The following is a 15,375-nucleotide window of genomic DNA, read 5'->3' as shown; positions in this document are numbered from 1 at the left end:
GCGATCCCCCTTTGACAAGACGCCTTACGCGGCACGCCCTGCAATACAAACCTTTGCAACCTTGCTTTCAAAAAATTGCTCATCCTCGGTCGAACCATGCAAGGCGGTGGTGGACGACTGGCCTTGCTGGATGACCTGGGTAATGGCATCGAAATAACCGGTACCCACTTCACGCTGGTGCTTGACCGCAGTGAAGCCTTTGTCGGCTGCAGCGAATTCGGCTTCCTGCAATTCGACGAAGGCCGACATTTGATTACGGGCGTAACCATGCGCGAGGTTGAACATCGAGTAGTTCAGCGAATGGAAGCCGGCCAGTGTGATGAACTGGAATTTGTAGCCCATCGCACCGAGTTCTTTCTGGAACTTGGCGATAGTCGCGTCATCCAGGTTCTTCCTCCAGTTGAACGAAGGCGAACAGTTATAGGCCAGCATCTTGCCGGGGAATTTGGCATGGATCGCATCGGCGAATTGACGCGCGAATTCGAGATCCGGCTTGCCGGTTTCGCACCACAACATATCGACGTAAGGTGCATATGCGAGGCCGCGCGAAACTGCCTGGTCAAAACCGGAACGGGTTTTGTAAAAACCTTCGACCGTGCGCTCACCTGTCAGGAAAGGCTGGTCATTGGCATCGACATCGGAGGTCAGCAGGTCAGCAGCTTCCGCATCGGTACGTGCAATCACCAAAGTGCGGGTGCCGCAAACGTCGGCTGCGAGGCGTGCAGCATTCAGCTTCTCCACTGCTTCACGGGTAGGCACCAACACCTTGCCGCCCATGTGTCCGCATTTCTTGACCGATGCCAGCTGGTCTTCGAAGTGCACGCCGGCAGCACCGGCTTCTATCATTGCCTTCATCAATTCATAGGCATTCAGCACGCCGCCGAAACCGGCCTCGGCATCCGCCACGATAGGTGCGAAGAAATCCAGATCACCCTTGCCTTCCGACCACTGGATCTGGTCAGCGCGCTGGAAGGTGTTGTTGATGCGCTTGACGACCAGCGGCACCGAATTGGCCGGATACAGCGATTGATCCGGATACATCTCGCCCGCTACATTGGCATCACCTGCGACTTGCCAGCCGGACAGGTAAATCGCTTTCAAACCTGCTTTCACCTGTTGCATCGCCTGGTTGCCGGTAAGTGCGCCGAGCGAATTGACGAAGGGCTCGTTATTGCACATCTCCCACAGCTTGTCGGCGCCGCGCTGTGCCAGCGTGTGCTCGACCTGCAGCGAACCACGCAGGCGTACTACATCTTCCGCCGTGTAGTTACGCGTGATGCCTTTCCAGCGCGGATTTTCCTGCCAATCCCTGTTGAGTGCTGCTATCTGTTGCTCGCGGTTTGCCATGATGATTCTCCTCAGTTAAGTGCGTGAAATAACAAAGACAAGAAAAAACATTGACTTCATCATAGGCGATATTGCGCATAGCAACAATGTCTTATATAAGATATTTTAATTTTTTATTTTCCTTATGTATCAAATACTTATAATTCATTTTTCTGTATATGAAACGATATTCTACCCTTTGGAATTTTTTAATGATGCAGCGCGATATTAATATCCCGTATTATGAAACGATATATTTGGTCGTGAAAAATCCGCGCTTTTCAGGCGTTTACATGATTTCAAATGGGTAAATAAGCGATGTGAAGAAACGAGGAAGTTGCGATCCGCATGCGGACAATATGCAAGTCACCGGACACGTGCGACAAGATGCACAGCCGTTAGCAAACTTCCAACTTGAGTTGTGAGGCGGTAAGATGACGCCCATGTTGCTGCGGAATGCACGCAACAGCGAGCAAATTTTTGCGCCCCCCCCTCTCTGTCCCCGGACCAGGCCCCGGATGGCAGGTTTCCCGACTATTTAAGCAGGCAGTCCAGGGTACTGCGTTGCAAACGCTTATTTTTTGAGAGTACAGCCAGTGCAAAAAATCGACGTCTTTTCCCTGTTTGTCGCCATGACACTCAACTTATCCATCATGGCGGTGGCGCTGCCTTACTTCATGGGTCGGGTGAACCGTGCCGCACGGTACGCGCAAACCGGGATCGTGCTGCAAACAGCGGGCTGGATTTTCCTGTTTTCGTCGAGCGCTGTCGAACGAGGTGGCTGGGCCGACCATCTGCTGTCGACCCTCGCGATGGGATGTGTTTCGAGCGGCATGGTATTCAACGCGATGGCTTTTCAAATATGGTGCGGCCGCAAGGTAAGCGTGCGCACGCCCATTGCCATTGCCGTATTGATGACTGTCGGCTACAGCATCGGCTTTTCAAATTATCCGTTCCGGGTGGGCTGGGCCAATGCCCTGCTGGCCTTGCAGATAGCCACCGTGGTGGTTGAGCTGTGTCGACCACCCAAAGTGGCAGTCGGACGCTGGCGCTGGCTATTGGCCATTTGCCTCAGCATACAAATGATAGTGCTGGCCTGCCGTGCCGTGCTTGGTGCGTTCTACACCGCCGAGTTTCCAAATTTCTTTGGCCCCTACCTGGTCAACCAGATATTTGCATTGTCATCAAATTCGATGATGGTGCTGTCAGTCGTGGCCATCCTGCTGGCACACCGTGACGAAGCAGCGCGCGAACTGGAGCGCCTGGCTATGCAGGACAGCCTGACCGGCGCCCTGAATCGTCGCGCCTGGCTGCTACAGTCCGGCATCGAACTCGCCAGCAGTGTGCGCTACCGACAACCTATAGGCTTGCTGTTACTTGATCTCGACTATTTCAAGCAAATCAACGACACGCATGGCCATGCTGTCGGCGACCGTGCACTCCAGCTGTTCGTGAGCGGATTGCAGGCTGTCAGCCGCGCCGGTGATGTGTTCTGCCGTTATGGCGGTGAGGAATTTTGTGTCTTGCTCAAATGCGCCACCCCCGACGCGGTGATGGCCTACGATCAACGCATGCGCCAGTGGCTGGCGCAGCACTCCATCCAGGAATTGGGATTCGAGCTTTCGTATAGCGCCGGCATCGCCATGCGCGAACACGACAGCGACAGCATAGACACCATGCTGCAGCGTGCCGATGTCGCCCTGTACGACGCCAAATCGCAAGGACGTGGCTGTACCTTGGCCAGTCCGGTACGACTCAGTGCCTAAATCGTCTACCTGCGTTCTCTGCATGCCACGCCATACGGTTCATGCCAGAGCCCAGATGCTCGGCAGCCCGCTTCCGGTCGCTCGCTGATATCCGCTTTCGTTTCAAGCGCATCTCATATTTCAAATCTTGGACAAATGCGCATGCGACATAAGTAATTTGCACCTTGCAAAAGGACGTATCCCCACAGCCCATCTGCTTAGTACGATTTTTTAGTACAGACAAATAGTATTTTCTTCGTTATATTCGACCGCTTTGTCTCTCATAACACCATGCACGCAGGGAGCGGCCGTCATGAATCGCAGTTTCAAGTCCATTTTCAATCGTCAAACCGGCCAATCACAGCCCACCTCCGGGCCAACAAAGCAAGCTGACAAAACAGCTGGCACGATGCGTCAATCTCATCTGGCGGCAGCTTTAGGTTTCGTGACGGCGCTTGGCGCGCCAACGTGCGTATTGGCACAAACCTATTATCAAATCTTCGATAACTTCAACGGCGCAGGCGGTGCGGCGCAATCCGGCGGAAGCGCTGGCGCAACAGGTGGACTCGGCGGCGGAGGTGGAGCTGGTAGCGCATACGGAAATGGAGGAGCCGGCGGCGGCACGTTTGCAGGCGTCGGTGGTCAAGGTAATAGTGCCGGAGGCAATGCGACGCAGACTAACGCATCGGAAAGCCAGGCTACAGTCATCGTCATAGGAACGAGCGGCGGGGGTGGTGGTGCCGCTACCGCCTCTCAGGATGGTCTTCACGGCGCAACGCCTGCAGTCCAGCATATCAATGGTGTTTTCAACTCGCCGGAGGATCGTGACACCGTCGTGATTGGCGGCGGAGGTGGCGGCGCAGGAGCGGGAGCTGCCGGGCATGTTGGCGGCAACGGTGGCGCGGGTACCAATGCCTCGTTAATTTTTCAAATAGGTCTCAATCGGCTTGCGGTGGCTAGTCTTGCCATAGGCGGCGATGGCGGCAGTGCTGCCTCTTATCTTTCCGGCCAGGCTGGTGCCGGTGGTAACGGCACGCTGCGGCTGGAGCGCGGTGTACTCGAAGCGACCAATATTACGATCGGCGGCGCAAATGGTAGTGGTGACAGCAACAAAGCGGGCGCAGGTGGTACAGGGACCTTAGCCATCTCTGGCGCCTCCGCTGTTATTTCTAGTGGCGGTATGCTGGTGCGCGCCAATGGGCTCCTTGAAATCACTCACAGTACGGGCACGGTCCTGCTTGATACAGATATCAGCGGTGCGGGAGACTTCAAGCAAAGCGGGACTGGCACAACCGTACTGACCGGTAGCGATACGCGCACCGGAAACACCACACTTACGGCGGGTACACTCCAAATTGGTAACGGAGGAACAAGCGGTACTCTTGCCGGCAACACTAACATCGCCAGCGGCGCATTACTTGCATTCAATCGCAGTGATGCCAATACGTACGGTGGTGACATCAGCGGAGCTGGCGCACTGCAGAAACTAGGTAGCGGCACCACCACCCTGACTGGCGCCAACAGCCATACCGGTGGTACCACTATATCCGCCGGCACACTGCAAATTGGCAACGGCGGCAACACCGGCAGTATCGCTGGCAATACCTCCATCGCCAGCGGCGCACTACTTGCATTCAATCGCAGTGATGCCAACACATACGGTGGTGACATCAGCGGAGCTGGCGCACTGCTGAAACTAGGTAGCGGCACCACCACTCTGACTGGTGCCAGCAGCCATACTGGTGGTACCACTATATCGGCCGGTACACTGCAAATTGGCAATGGCGGCAATACCGGGAGTATTGCTGGCAATACCTCCATCGCCAGCGGCGCCATCCTTGCCTTCAATCGATCTGACGATGTGGCTTATGGAGACGTCATAAGTGGAAACGGTGGAGTTTTGAAGCTGGGCAGCGGTACGCTTACCCTCACAGGCTCTAATATCTACTCCGGTTTGACACGCGTTGATTCCGGCACCCTGCGCATTGCCGGCTCTGGCAGTATTACAAGCGAAACGACTGTCAACAACGGAGCCACACTCGCCGGTTCGGGCTCGGTTGGCAGTACCTTGGTACATACCGGCGGTACCGTGCATGCAGAAACCGGCACCTTGACTATCAATGGCAATTACACCCAGGAAGCCGGCGCGACCTTGCGTATCGATGCAACAAATGCCAGCGCCAGCGGTTACGGCAAACTGAATGTAACAGGTACAGCATCCTTCACACCTGGCGCCATGATGGACATCAATGTCAGTACGCTCAATACCTTGGGTGCAGGGAATGTTTTGAGCGGCGTCGTTTTTGCGGCCAACGGCCTGACTTCATCAGGATTCAATGTCAGGGACAACTCGGCACTTTTCGACTTTCAAGTCCTGGAGCACAGCAATTCTATAGACTTGCATATAGTCTCAAGCAGCAACAGCGGAGTGCGTGATGCTGTCCAGGAATATGGTCCACGCTCAGCCCTGGGTGCAGCCTCTGTCTTGAATGCGCAACTTAACAACGGCGCAACTGGCGATATGAGCAATGTGATTAATGCCTTGGGCCAGTTGTCGAACAACCGCGATGTCGCGCGTGCTATTGCGCAAACGCTTCCTGTTGTCTCTGGCAATCAGGCTGTTCAGGGCTCCCTGTCGACTTTCCAGAAATTGGTTCAAAACCGTACTGGCGGCAACCCCGGTACAAGCGGCTTGTCCTCCGGTGATGCACTGTCCGGCAAAAATGCATGGGGCAAAGTCTTTGGCTCCCGTGCCGAACAGGACGACCGCAGCGGCGCTGCAGGCTTCAAGGCTGATACATGGGGTCTGGCGCTGGGTGCGGATACAGAAGTCGCACCGGGCACACGCTTCGGTCTGGCCTATGGCTACGCCAAAACCTCGGTCAATGGCAACATGGATTTCAGCGGTTCGGCACAACGCGCCAACATCGATACTCACGTCATTTCTTCTTATGGCAGCAAAGACCTCGACGGCAATCGCATCTTCTCGCTCCAGGGTGATGTCGGCATAAATGACAACAAGTCCACACGACAAATCGATTTTGGTGGCTTGAGCCGTACCGCGCAAGCCGACTATCGCACCTATAGCGCACATATTGGTACAGCCATTGCACAAGTGTTTGAACTAAGCGAAACGACAAGCGTGACGCCTGCCTTGCGTGCTGATTACACATGGCTCAAGTCACAGGCGTATAGCGAGGGCGGCGCGGATGCACTGAACCTGAATGTCGGCTCGAACAAAACGGATGCCCTGGTCATTGGTGCAGATGCGTACCTGCAGCATCGCTTTAGCCCTACCTCACGCCTGGATGCCAACTTTGGCATTGGCTACGATGCCATCAATCAGCAAGGCAACATCGTCGCTACTTATGCAGGTGCACCGGGCCAAGCGTTCGTAACAACCGGTATTGAGCATTCGCCTTGGCTGGCGCGTGGCGGTATCGGGTATAGCGTGCTGGCCTCGAACGGTACGGAAATCAGCTTCCGTTACGATGCCGAAGGTCGTTCTGACTACCTGAATCACACGGCTTCAGCCCGGGCCAAGTGGACGTTCTGATTTACCCCATGCCATTGAAAAAAACGACCTGATGGTCGTTTTTTTTTGCAACATGCGCATGGCTGCGAATCCGACTAACAAATTACTGGCTATTCTGACATGTGTCTGAGAGCTTGATTTGATGCGCATACCCTAGCCACTGCACCTGGGGGAATTTATTGCAGGTTTATGCAACTGAATTCCTCATCCGCCGCCCATGCCTGTTAGACTGCGTATCCTTTGCCGCACTACCTCAGACGCATCAATTCAGAACCTATGAACGCTACTTCCTTCTCCAGCCTTGCCCTCTCACCTGCCATGCTGAGCAACCTGGATTCGCTCGGCTATCGCGAGATGACACCGATACAGGCACAAAGCCTGCCGGTGATACTGGAGTTGCGCGATTTGATTGCACAGGCCAAGACCGGTAGCGGCAAGACTGCCGCGTTTGGCATAGGTTTGCTGCAAAAGCTGAACCCGACCTGGTTTGCCGTACAGGCACTGGTGATTTGTCCTACGCGTGAACTCGCGGACCAGGTGTCGAATGAATTGCGTCGCCTCGCACGCGCGACTGAAAATATCAAAGTGCTGACCCTGTGCGGTGGTGCGCCCATGCGCCCGCAAATTGCCTCGCTCGAACATGGCGCCCACATCGTAGTTGGCACACCTGGTCGTATCCGTGACCACATTTCGCGTGCAACCATCAATCTGTCCAAAGTACAGACACTGGTACTGGATGAAGCCGATCGCATGGTCGATATGGGCTTTTATGAAGAAATCGCCGGCATCGTCAGCGCCTGCCCGACACGCCGCCAGACCTTGCTGTTTTCTGCGACCTATCCCGACGACATCCGCCGTGCCAGTGCCGAGTTCCTGCGCGATCCGGTCGAGATCAAAGTCGAAGCACAACATGACGACAGCCAGATCGAACAACGCTTCTATGCGGTCGACTATGATGACCGCAACGCAGCAGTCGCGACACTGCTGAAGCACTACCGCCCGGTGTCCACGCTGGCTTTTTGCAATACCAAAATCCATTGCCGCGAACTGGCGGCGGAATTGCGCGCACAAGGCTTCAGCGCCCTCGCCTTATACGGCGAACTGGAACAACGCGAACGCGATGAAATCCTGGTGCTGTTTGCCAACCAAAGCTGCTCGGTATTGGTCGCGACCGACGTAGCGGCACGCGGACTCGATATCCAGTCGCTGGGCGCGGTGATCAATGTCGATGTGTCGAAAGATACCGAAGTGCATATCCATCGCATCGGCCGTACCGGTCGCGGCCAGGACAAGGGCCTGGCGCTCAGCCTGTGCGCACCGAATGAAAAGAAATGGGTCAAGCTGATCGAGGAATACCAAAACAAGCCGGTGCAATGGTTTGATTTGAAAGAGCTGGAAGTGGCCGAAGGCGGCGATTTGCACGCACCCATGGTGACGCTGTGCATCATGGGCGGCAAGAAAGACAAGCTGCGCCCGGGTGATTTGCTGGGCGCGCTGACCGGTGATGTCGGCCTCAGCAAGGATCAGGTCGGCAAGATCAATGTATTTGAATTCATGACCTACGTCGCACTGGATCGCAAGGTTGCCGACAAGGCTTATGCGCGTTTAAGCAATGGCAATATCAAGGGGCGCAACTTCAAAATGCGTTTTATCGATACCGATAGCTAAGCAGCGCCATCCATCAATACAACTGGCGCATCAGTGATGGTGGTGTGACCAGTTGCCGTCTTCCGAATTCATGAAAGACTCGACCGCATCTTTTTGGCCGGTCGCGTAACGCGTGATTTCACCGCAGGTGCAAATACCCTGATACGGCTGGATATGCGAGCAGGCGGATACTTTCTGCAAAAATACCTGTACTGATTTCGTGCATTTCTTGCACTTGAAAGTCAGTATGCGGGCTGGTTTGTTGGCCATCGTTGATTCCTGAATATATTGAATACTGCGTTGCGTCGTTATTATAAAAGATCAGCGTGCGGCAAGACGCCACAGTGAGGTGGTTTCGGCCGAGCGCGCCTGGTGCAGCGGATCGCTGACATCGGTCGCACGCGGATGCACCGGTTTGGTATCCACGCGTGCAATCACCTTCAAGCCGGCCGCTTCTATCATCTGCAGCAATTCGTCCCGCGCGCGCAAACCCAGGTGCTCCGCCAAATCCGACAGGATCAGCCAGCCCTCGCCCCTGGCTTCCAGGTGCGCCGCCAGGCCGTTGAGGAAACCGCGCAACATGCGGCTGTCCGGATCGTAAATAGCATATTCAATCGCCGAACTCGGGCGCGCCGGGATCCATGGCGGATTACACACGATCAAGGGCGCTTTGCCGGCCGGGAATAAATCGGCTTCCAGCACTTGCACGCGATCACGCAAATCGAGCCGCAGCAAATTCTCTTTCGCACATGCCAGTGCACGTGCATCCTGCTCTGTCGCAATCACTTTCTCTACACCACGTTGTGCCAGCAAGGCCGCAATCACGCCGGTCCCGGTGCCGATATCGAAGGCCAGTTTTTTCGACGGCAATGGCGCTTCGGCGATCAGGTTCAGGTACTCGCCGCGTACAGGTGAAAACACGCCATAGTAAGGATGGATGCGCGCACCGAGTGCGGCGATTTCAACACCGTTCTTGCGCCACTCATGCGCACCGATCAAACCCAGTATTTCGCGCAACGAAACGACGAAGGGACCGGTGCTCGCGCCATATGCTTCATTGCATGCCAGCTTGATATCCGGCGCACGGCGCAAAGGGATAGCGTACTCGGCATCCACTTCCACCAGCAGCATGCCCAGCGTGCGCGCACGTTGCGATTGCGCCTGGCGGTGGAAATTGAAGGCATCGATAGGCGTGGTCGCCGCCTTGCGTGGTTTGCGTTCTATGCGACGTGCCAGCGCCTGCAGCAACTGCCGTGCATTCTGGTAATCACCGCGCCATAACAAGGCGGTGCCTTCACTCGCCAGGCGGAAAGCGCTATCAGCCGTCAGTTTGTCGTCGGCAATGACCACACGTTTGGGAGCGGCGTGGCCGCTTTCGGATTGCCAGCGCGCCGAACGGTCGGCCCCTGCTTCATTCCATGTAATCACCGGATGCGCGCTCAAAACGAGGTCCGTGACAGGCGTACAGCAGCCAGGATGGCAAGAAGGTTAAAATACATAGTGATTCCGATTTTGCAAAGACAGCACTTAGGCTGCCCGGGGATGGTGAAAAGAGAGGCCAGCAGCCTGCCTTTATTTCTTCTTGTAGATTTCCGGCTTGGACTTATTGCGCTGCTCAAAAATCGTCTTGGCGTCTTTTTCCGCCCTGTCTTGCGTCCGCATGGCCGGATCATCATCGTGCAAGGTAAAGAAATCAGAGGCCTGGGCGCGCATCACGTACTTGATGGCAGCGGCGTCGCTGAGGTCGAATCTTTCGGTCATGAGCGTCGTCACTTCGTCCAGATACTCTTCGTAGGTCATGCTTTTCATCTTAAAAATGCGGTTTATTGAACGAAGTTGAGAGTATGCCCTTCAAACTGTTATCGACCTAGCTGTATCGATGCAATCACTTTATATTTAAACAACATAAACGGCTATTATTTACTATATTGAAAGTATCAGGGGCGGGTACCTTGATTGGAAATTGACAAACAATAATCGCCTTATTCATCCATTAAGCCGTGACATGATCATGTCAAAATGACCCTGCCATAAACCGCCGTCTACATGAAAGCGGACCAATTCCGGCAAAATCGACGCAGGCGAGTCACGAAAACCAGCAGATGAAATTCAAGGATCATTACGCAACACTAGGCATCCCGCGCGATGCGACGCAAGACGCAATCAAGAATGCGTACCGCAAACTCGCGCGCAAATATCACCCGGACGTGAGCCGGGAGATGTATGCAGAACTCCGCTTCAAGGAAGTCGGTGAAGCCTATGCGATCCTGAAAGATACGGCCAAGCGCATGGCCTACGACCTCGAATACCGGCCTGCCTTCAATTATCGCGAAGCATCGGCGAAACGCGCGCAGGCACAGCCACAAACAAGCGCACCACCACGCCATGCCGCGCCGAAAGAACCACCACCAGCCGCCAAGCCGCGTACGGAAGAACACTTCAGCAATATCCTGGATGAAATGATGGGCCGCCCGGGCCCGGCCACACCGCCGAAACGCGGCGTCCACATCCACGGCAGCGACCAGCACACCAAGGTACAGATAGACCTTGAGGATACCTTTCACGGTACTTCCTGCAATGTGTCGATGCCGACCTATATGACCGATGACTACGGTATGCCGATCGTTTCCAAGCGCACGCTGAAAGTCAGCATCCCGAAAGGCATGCGCTCAGGCCAGACGCTGCGCCTGGCCGGCCAGGGCTTCCCCGGCACCGGCGAGGGCAAGGCCGGCGACCTGTACCTGGAAATCGTGATCCGTCCACACCGCCGCTATCGGGTCGATGGCCGCGACATCTACGTCGATGTCCCGTTGACCAGCGTCAGTGCGGAACAAGGCACGGTAGTCCATGTGCCAACCCCGGAAGGCTCGGTCCAACTGGCGATCCCGGCCGGCTCCAGCATCGGCCGCAAGCTGCGCCTGAAAGGCAAAGGCATACCCGGCGATCCGGCCGGTGATATGTATGCGGTCATTACCAAGGTCAGCCAGCCTATCCATACTGCGGTTGCACAAAAAGCCTACCGCGCATTGAAGGCCGCCTTCGATTTTGCGCCGCGTACCGATACCGAACGCTAATCATCCGCGCTGGCATCTTCAGCCTGCCTACCCTTGCAACCAAGCACCGTTTTCATGGTCTGAACATACATGCAAGCCGACCTGCACCTGTATGCATTTCTGCATGGCACTACCTGCGGCGCGACACAGACGCTATACTTGCCTGTAAAACATAGCCTATAAAATATAAACACGCCTGCCCACTCTTATCATTCGGATTTAAGCACTCTATGACATATGAAGTAGTCGATACACAGCTCTCCCCTGACGGCCGCCTTGATATCTTGTCGAAGGCCGAAGTACACAGACTCCTGGACACCCGCAACGGCGGTTTATACAAACTCTTCCGTAATTGCGCGCTGGCGGTACTCAATTGCGGCAATGACACTGACGACGCCAAGGAACTGCTGAATCGTTACAGCACTTTTGAAATCAGCATCATCCAGCGCGAACGCGGTATCAAGCTCGACATCAAGAATGCACCGGCCAGCGCCTTCGTCGATGGCAAGATGATCAAGGGCATACACGAACACCTCTTTTCCGTCCTGCGCGACATCCTGTTCACCCACGATGAAGTGATTGCCAACCCGACCTTTGATCTCGAATCATCGGCCGGCATTACCGACTCCGTCTTCCACATTCTGCGCAATGCGAATGTGCTGCATCCGCACCTCAATCCGAAACTGGTAGTGTGCTGGGGCGGTCATTCGATCTCGCGCGAAGAATACGATTACACCAAAAAAGTCGGTTACGAAATCGGCTTGCGCGAAATGGATATCTGCACCGGCTGTGGCCCGGGTGCGATGAAGGGGCCGATGAAAGGCGCGACCATTGGCCATGCCAAGCAACGCATCCCGACCGGCCGTTACCTCGGCGTATCGGAGCCGGGCATCATCGCGGCGGAAGCGCCTAACCCTATCGTCAATGACCTGGTGATCCTGCCGGATATCGAGAAGCGCCTGGAAGCATTCGTGCGCATCGGCCACGGCATCGTCGTATTCCCGGGCGGTGCGGGTACCGCAGAAGAGATCCTCTACATCCTCGGTATCCTGCTGCACCCGGACAATGCCGGCCAGCCGTTCCCGCTGGTGTTTACCGGCCCGGCCAATTCAGCTGATTACTTCAAGCAGATTGACCACTTCATCGGTATCACGCTGGGCCCGCAGGCGCAGAAACTGTACAAGATCATCGTTGATGATCCGGTGCAGGTGGCGCAGGCGATGCAGGATGGCATCAAGGAAGTGCGAGAATTCCGCAAGAGCAAAGGCGACGCCTATTACTTCAACTGGGGCCTGAAGATAGACCACGCGTTCCAGATGCCGTTTTTCCCGACCCATGAAAACATGCGTAATTTATCGCTGCACCAGAATCAGGAGCGGCATGAATTGGCCGCCAACCTGCGCCGGGCGTTTTCCGGTGTGGTGGCAGGTAACGTCAAGGAAAGCGGGATACGTGCGATCGAAGAACATGGCCACTTTGAAATCAGCGGCGACCTCAGCATCATGGATCCGATGGATAAATTGCTGGCGGCCTTCGTTGCACAAGGCCGTATGAAATTGCCGGGCAAGGCCTATACGCCCTGCTATCGCGTCATCAAGTAAAACTACGCAGCAAACTGCTGGGCGCCGCTGGCGTTCAGCAGTGCCTCCATCGCCCGGTCAAAAATCGGTGCCGACTCCATCATCCCGACCGATCCTTCCCGCAAGCCCTTGATCAGCGCAATCGACGAATAGATCAACAGGCGTGGCGCCGCATCCACCGCATTCAGGCGGAACAGGTAAAACGATTGCGCCGCATCCACCCACAGCAAAGTCGCAGGCAAATAAGCGCCCTCATGCCACCACTCGACCTGGGTACCGACATGCATGCCGCCCAGCCATTTGGCATCCGAACTCATCAAGGTGCCAAGATCACTGTCCAGATGCAGCTCTGCACGCACATCGAATTGTTGCAAGGCGGTTTGCAGGCGTTCATGCGGCACGGTAGGCGCATGGATTTCCGTCGCTTGTGGTGCCGGCGCACTACCTATATGCAAAGTCGAAAAGTGCTGCTGCAAGCTGAGCAGCGAGCGCGCACCTGTTTGCTGGTTACCTTGTATCGTGCGTAGTACTTCAGCATGCATGGCAACCAGTTGATCCAAGACCTGCCTGCTTTCGATGTCCGACATCAACAGCAGCTGCAAACCCGTTTTAATCCTTTGCACCAGCTTCGGCAATACGCGCATCAGGGTGCTGCGCTCACTCGCATCCAGCTCTTCCTGCACACTCCACAGCAGGTCGGCCACCACCTCGCGATAAGGCTGGATATCCATGCTGTCATGTTCGCTGACATAGACCAGCACCCTGCTCCAGACCTTGATCAGGAAATCAACGGCGCGCTGGTCGGTATCTATGGAAGCCAGGCGCTCGCGCAAGGCATTCACGGTTTGCACCACCAGTACATCGTGCTGTTGCGGATTCTTTTGCGCATGCTCCAGCGCTTCGATGGCACGCAAGGCTTCGGCATCAGCCGCGTGCAAGGCGTTCTCGACCATATGGTTCAAATGCCGGCTGGCGGTTGCAAAGACTTGCATGTCTTGCTTGAAATCCTTGCCGACGCAAGCGATCGCCTCGGCCATACCGGCATGGATTTCCTGTCCCGGCGAGGTAGTTGCGTTCAAGCCACTGGCGATGGAAGCTGTGCGATTCAGGAATTGCCGTGCCGGATGCGCAGCTTGTTGCAAGACATCGGGATCCAGCATCGCAGCTTTGACAAAAGGAATGCGCAGTTGCGCAATCAGCGCCCGAAACGCCAGAGTCAGCGCCTCATCTTCGGCAATGTAATCGAACAGCATGGTGACCACATCCAGTCCCACCTTGTCGATTTCACTGACCTGGTCCAGGTCCAGCACCTCACGCAAATCCTCTGGTGCCACGACGTTCGCAGCGCCGCCTTCAGGCGCGGTGACACCCGCCTGCTGCATTTCTTGTAACTGCTGGAACAGCGGATGGGCATGGGCCTGGCTGTTAGCGGTCGGCGCGGCACTCGCATGCGGCACGCCGTCCGGATAGCGCAGGTTAGGCGGAATCCGGCCCGGGGCCGACTGATTGAATATCTTCCAGACAAAGTCTTGCAATTCGATTTGTCCGTCAGTAGGCAGGACTGGCATGCTGCCCAGGCCATTGACCGCACTATTGGTCGGCTTTTGCAATTGCGCCAGGACCCGTTCCAGCGCAGGTGCAGCCGGTACGTTTTCATGCAATTGCGGAAAGCCACCGTCCACGCCTGTCGACAAACCGGCGTCGACCGCAGTCGCACGATACGCGCCCTGGTTCACCAGTGCCAGCATTTCGCGCTCACGTTTGCTCAAGGCGCTCGGACGCGCCAGCAGGCGCGCATGCACGCCATTCGATTCAAATACATCGCGGATCGCGGAAAAGTATTCAGGCAGTTGTTCGGCCAGTGCTCCGGACAGATGATCGAACAGCATCGCGCAGACACTGCTATTGCTATTCATTTCGCACAGGACATCATGCAGTGCGCGTGCCATCAGGTAAGGACGGAAAGGATTTTCACGTTCGCGCACATCATGCTCATCATGCAGTTGCGCGATCATCAGGTTGAGCCGTCCCAGGCTTTGCTGGTCGGCTTCACGCAAACGCAGGACGCGGCGCTCCACCTCGATCTGGCGGGTCACCGTATCGTCGTCCATCAGCGTCAGGGTATCGGCCGACACATCCTGCAGGCTCAGGCGCAGGTCGCGATACATGGTTTGCATGCCGCGCTCGATATAGCCGATGTAGCTGAGGTTTAAACGCTTGAGGAATTCGGTTCCATGCGTGCCGAGGAAATCACGGGACGCGGAAATCCATTTTTGTTCATTGGCCGAACCGGCCATGGGAATTTGTTGCGCCAGGCTGATATTCGCGTCTTGCAGCATGCGTTCTGCAAGGGTGGAGAATCGAAATAAAGCACGCTCTTTGGCCAGTTGAATGACAGGTTTGATCGCGTGCATTACAGTGACCGTCTCCGACGAGTGTGGGCGAATATTTTTTTGATCATAGCGTAATGCAAGTTGTGTGACGAGGCC

At 55.6% G+C, this 15,375-nt stretch carries 10 protein-coding genes; 5 read left to right on the top strand and 5 right to left on the bottom strand.

Features of this window, described 5'->3' with window-relative positions:
* Positions 1-24 precede the first annotated feature (24 nt).
* Complete coding sequence (gene aceA / locus ACFQPC_RS04070; RefSeq protein ID WP_382270314.1) at positions 25-1,347, bottom strand: isocitrate lyase; 1,323 nt, start codon at positions 1,345-1,347, stop codon at positions 25-27.
* 575 nt (positions 1,348-1,922) lie between these two features.
* Between aceA and ACFQPC_RS04065 the strand changes: the two genes are divergently transcribed.
* From ACFQPC_RS04065 to dbpA, 3 genes are all read left to right on the top strand, one after another.
* The gene (locus tag ACFQPC_RS04065) at positions 1,923-3,092 is read left to right on the top strand and encodes a GGDEF domain-containing protein (protein WP_382270313.1); all 1,170 of its coding nucleotides are present in this window, start codon (positions 1,923-1,925) and stop codon (positions 3,090-3,092) included.
* A 388-nt stretch (positions 3,093-3,480) separates the two neighbouring features.
* Positions 3,481-6,627, top strand: a complete 3,147-nt coding sequence (locus tag ACFQPC_RS04060; RefSeq protein WP_382270312.1) for an autotransporter outer membrane beta-barrel domain-containing protein — start codon at positions 3,481-3,483, stop codon at positions 6,625-6,627.
* Positions 6,628-6,882: 255 nt separating this feature from the next.
* The gene (gene dbpA / locus ACFQPC_RS04055; protein WP_382270311.1) at positions 6,883-8,274 is read left to right on the top strand and encodes an ATP-dependent RNA helicase DbpA; all 1,392 of its coding nucleotides are present in this window, start codon (positions 6,883-6,885) and stop codon (positions 8,272-8,274) included.
* A gap of 30 nt (positions 8,275-8,304) precedes the next feature.
* Here dbpA and ACFQPC_RS04050 read toward each other — a convergent pair whose 3' ends face one another.
* The 3 genes from ACFQPC_RS04050 to ACFQPC_RS04040 all read right to left on the bottom strand — a co-directional run bounded on the left by ACFQPC_RS04050 (position 8,305) and on the right by ACFQPC_RS04040 (position 10,053).
* Positions 8,305-8,523 (bottom strand): hypothetical protein, encoded by a 219-nt coding sequence (locus tag ACFQPC_RS04050; protein ID WP_041296516.1) that lies wholly within the window; start codon positions 8,521-8,523, stop codon positions 8,305-8,307.
* 51 nt (positions 8,524-8,574) lie between these two features.
* The gene (locus ACFQPC_RS04045) at positions 8,575-9,696 is read right to left on the bottom strand and encodes a methyltransferase (protein ID WP_382270310.1); all 1,122 of its coding nucleotides are present in this window, start codon (positions 9,694-9,696) and stop codon (positions 8,575-8,577) included.
* A gap of 129 nt (positions 9,697-9,825) precedes the next feature.
* Complete coding sequence (locus ACFQPC_RS04040) at positions 9,826-10,053, bottom strand: hypothetical protein (RefSeq protein ID WP_382270309.1); 228 nt, start codon at positions 10,051-10,053, stop codon at positions 9,826-9,828.
* 302 nt (positions 10,054-10,355) lie between these two features.
* Between ACFQPC_RS04040 and ACFQPC_RS04035 the strand changes: the two genes are divergently transcribed.
* Both ACFQPC_RS04035 and ppnN read left to right on the top strand, forming a co-directional pair.
* Complete coding sequence (locus ACFQPC_RS04035; RefSeq protein WP_382270308.1) at positions 10,356-11,327, top strand: DnaJ C-terminal domain-containing protein; 972 nt, start codon at positions 10,356-10,358, stop codon at positions 11,325-11,327.
* 209 nt (positions 11,328-11,536) lie between these two features.
* Complete coding sequence (gene ppnN / locus ACFQPC_RS04030; RefSeq protein ID WP_382270307.1) at positions 11,537-12,907, top strand: nucleotide 5'-monophosphate nucleosidase PpnN; 1,371 nt, start codon at positions 11,537-11,539, stop codon at positions 12,905-12,907.
* Between the two features lie 2 nt (positions 12,908-12,909).
* Here ppnN and ACFQPC_RS04025 read toward each other — a convergent pair whose 3' ends face one another.
* Positions 12,910-15,300 (bottom strand): DUF1631 family protein, encoded by a 2,391-nt coding sequence (locus ACFQPC_RS04025; protein ID WP_382270306.1) that lies wholly within the window; start codon positions 15,298-15,300, stop codon positions 12,910-12,912.
* Positions 15,301-15,375 lie beyond the last annotated feature (75 nt).

Source organism: Herminiimonas glaciei, from assembly GCF_042664955.1.
Lineage (GTDB): Bacteria > Pseudomonadota > Gammaproteobacteria > Burkholderiales > Burkholderiaceae_D > Oxalicibacterium > Oxalicibacterium glaciei.
Note: the sequence above shows the minus strand (reverse complement) of the source record. Positions and strands in the feature narration are given on the sequence as shown.

Bases quoted from the DNA above. Each gene is read 5' to 3' on its own strand.
- aceA (WP_382270314.1), bottom strand. From the start codon at position 1,347: ATGGCAAACCGCGAGCAACAGATAGCAGCACTCAACAGGGATTGGCAG.
- ACFQPC_RS04060 (WP_382270312.1), top strand. From the start codon at position 3,481: ATGCGTCAATCTCATCTGGCGGCAGCTTTAGGTTTCGTGACGGCGCTT.
- dbpA (WP_382270311.1), top strand. From the start codon at position 6,883: ATGAACGCTACTTCCTTCTCCAGCCTTGCCCTCTCACCTGCCATGCTG.
- ACFQPC_RS04050 (WP_041296516.1), bottom strand. From the start codon at position 8,523: ATGGCCAACAAACCAGCCCGCATACTGACTTTCAAGTGCAAGAAATGC.
- ACFQPC_RS04040 (WP_382270309.1), bottom strand. From the start codon at position 10,053: ATGACCTACGAAGAGTATCTGGACGAAGTGACGACGCTCATGACCGAA.
- ACFQPC_RS04035 (WP_382270308.1), top strand. From the start codon at position 10,356: ATGAAATTCAAGGATCATTACGCAACACTAGGCATCCCGCGCGATGCG.
- ppnN (WP_382270307.1), top strand. From the start codon at position 11,537: ATGACATATGAAGTAGTCGATACACAGCTCTCCCCTGACGGCCGCCTT.
- ACFQPC_RS04025 (WP_382270306.1), bottom strand. From the start codon at position 15,300: ATGCACGCGATCAAACCTGTCATTCAACTGGCCAAAGAGCGTGCTTTA.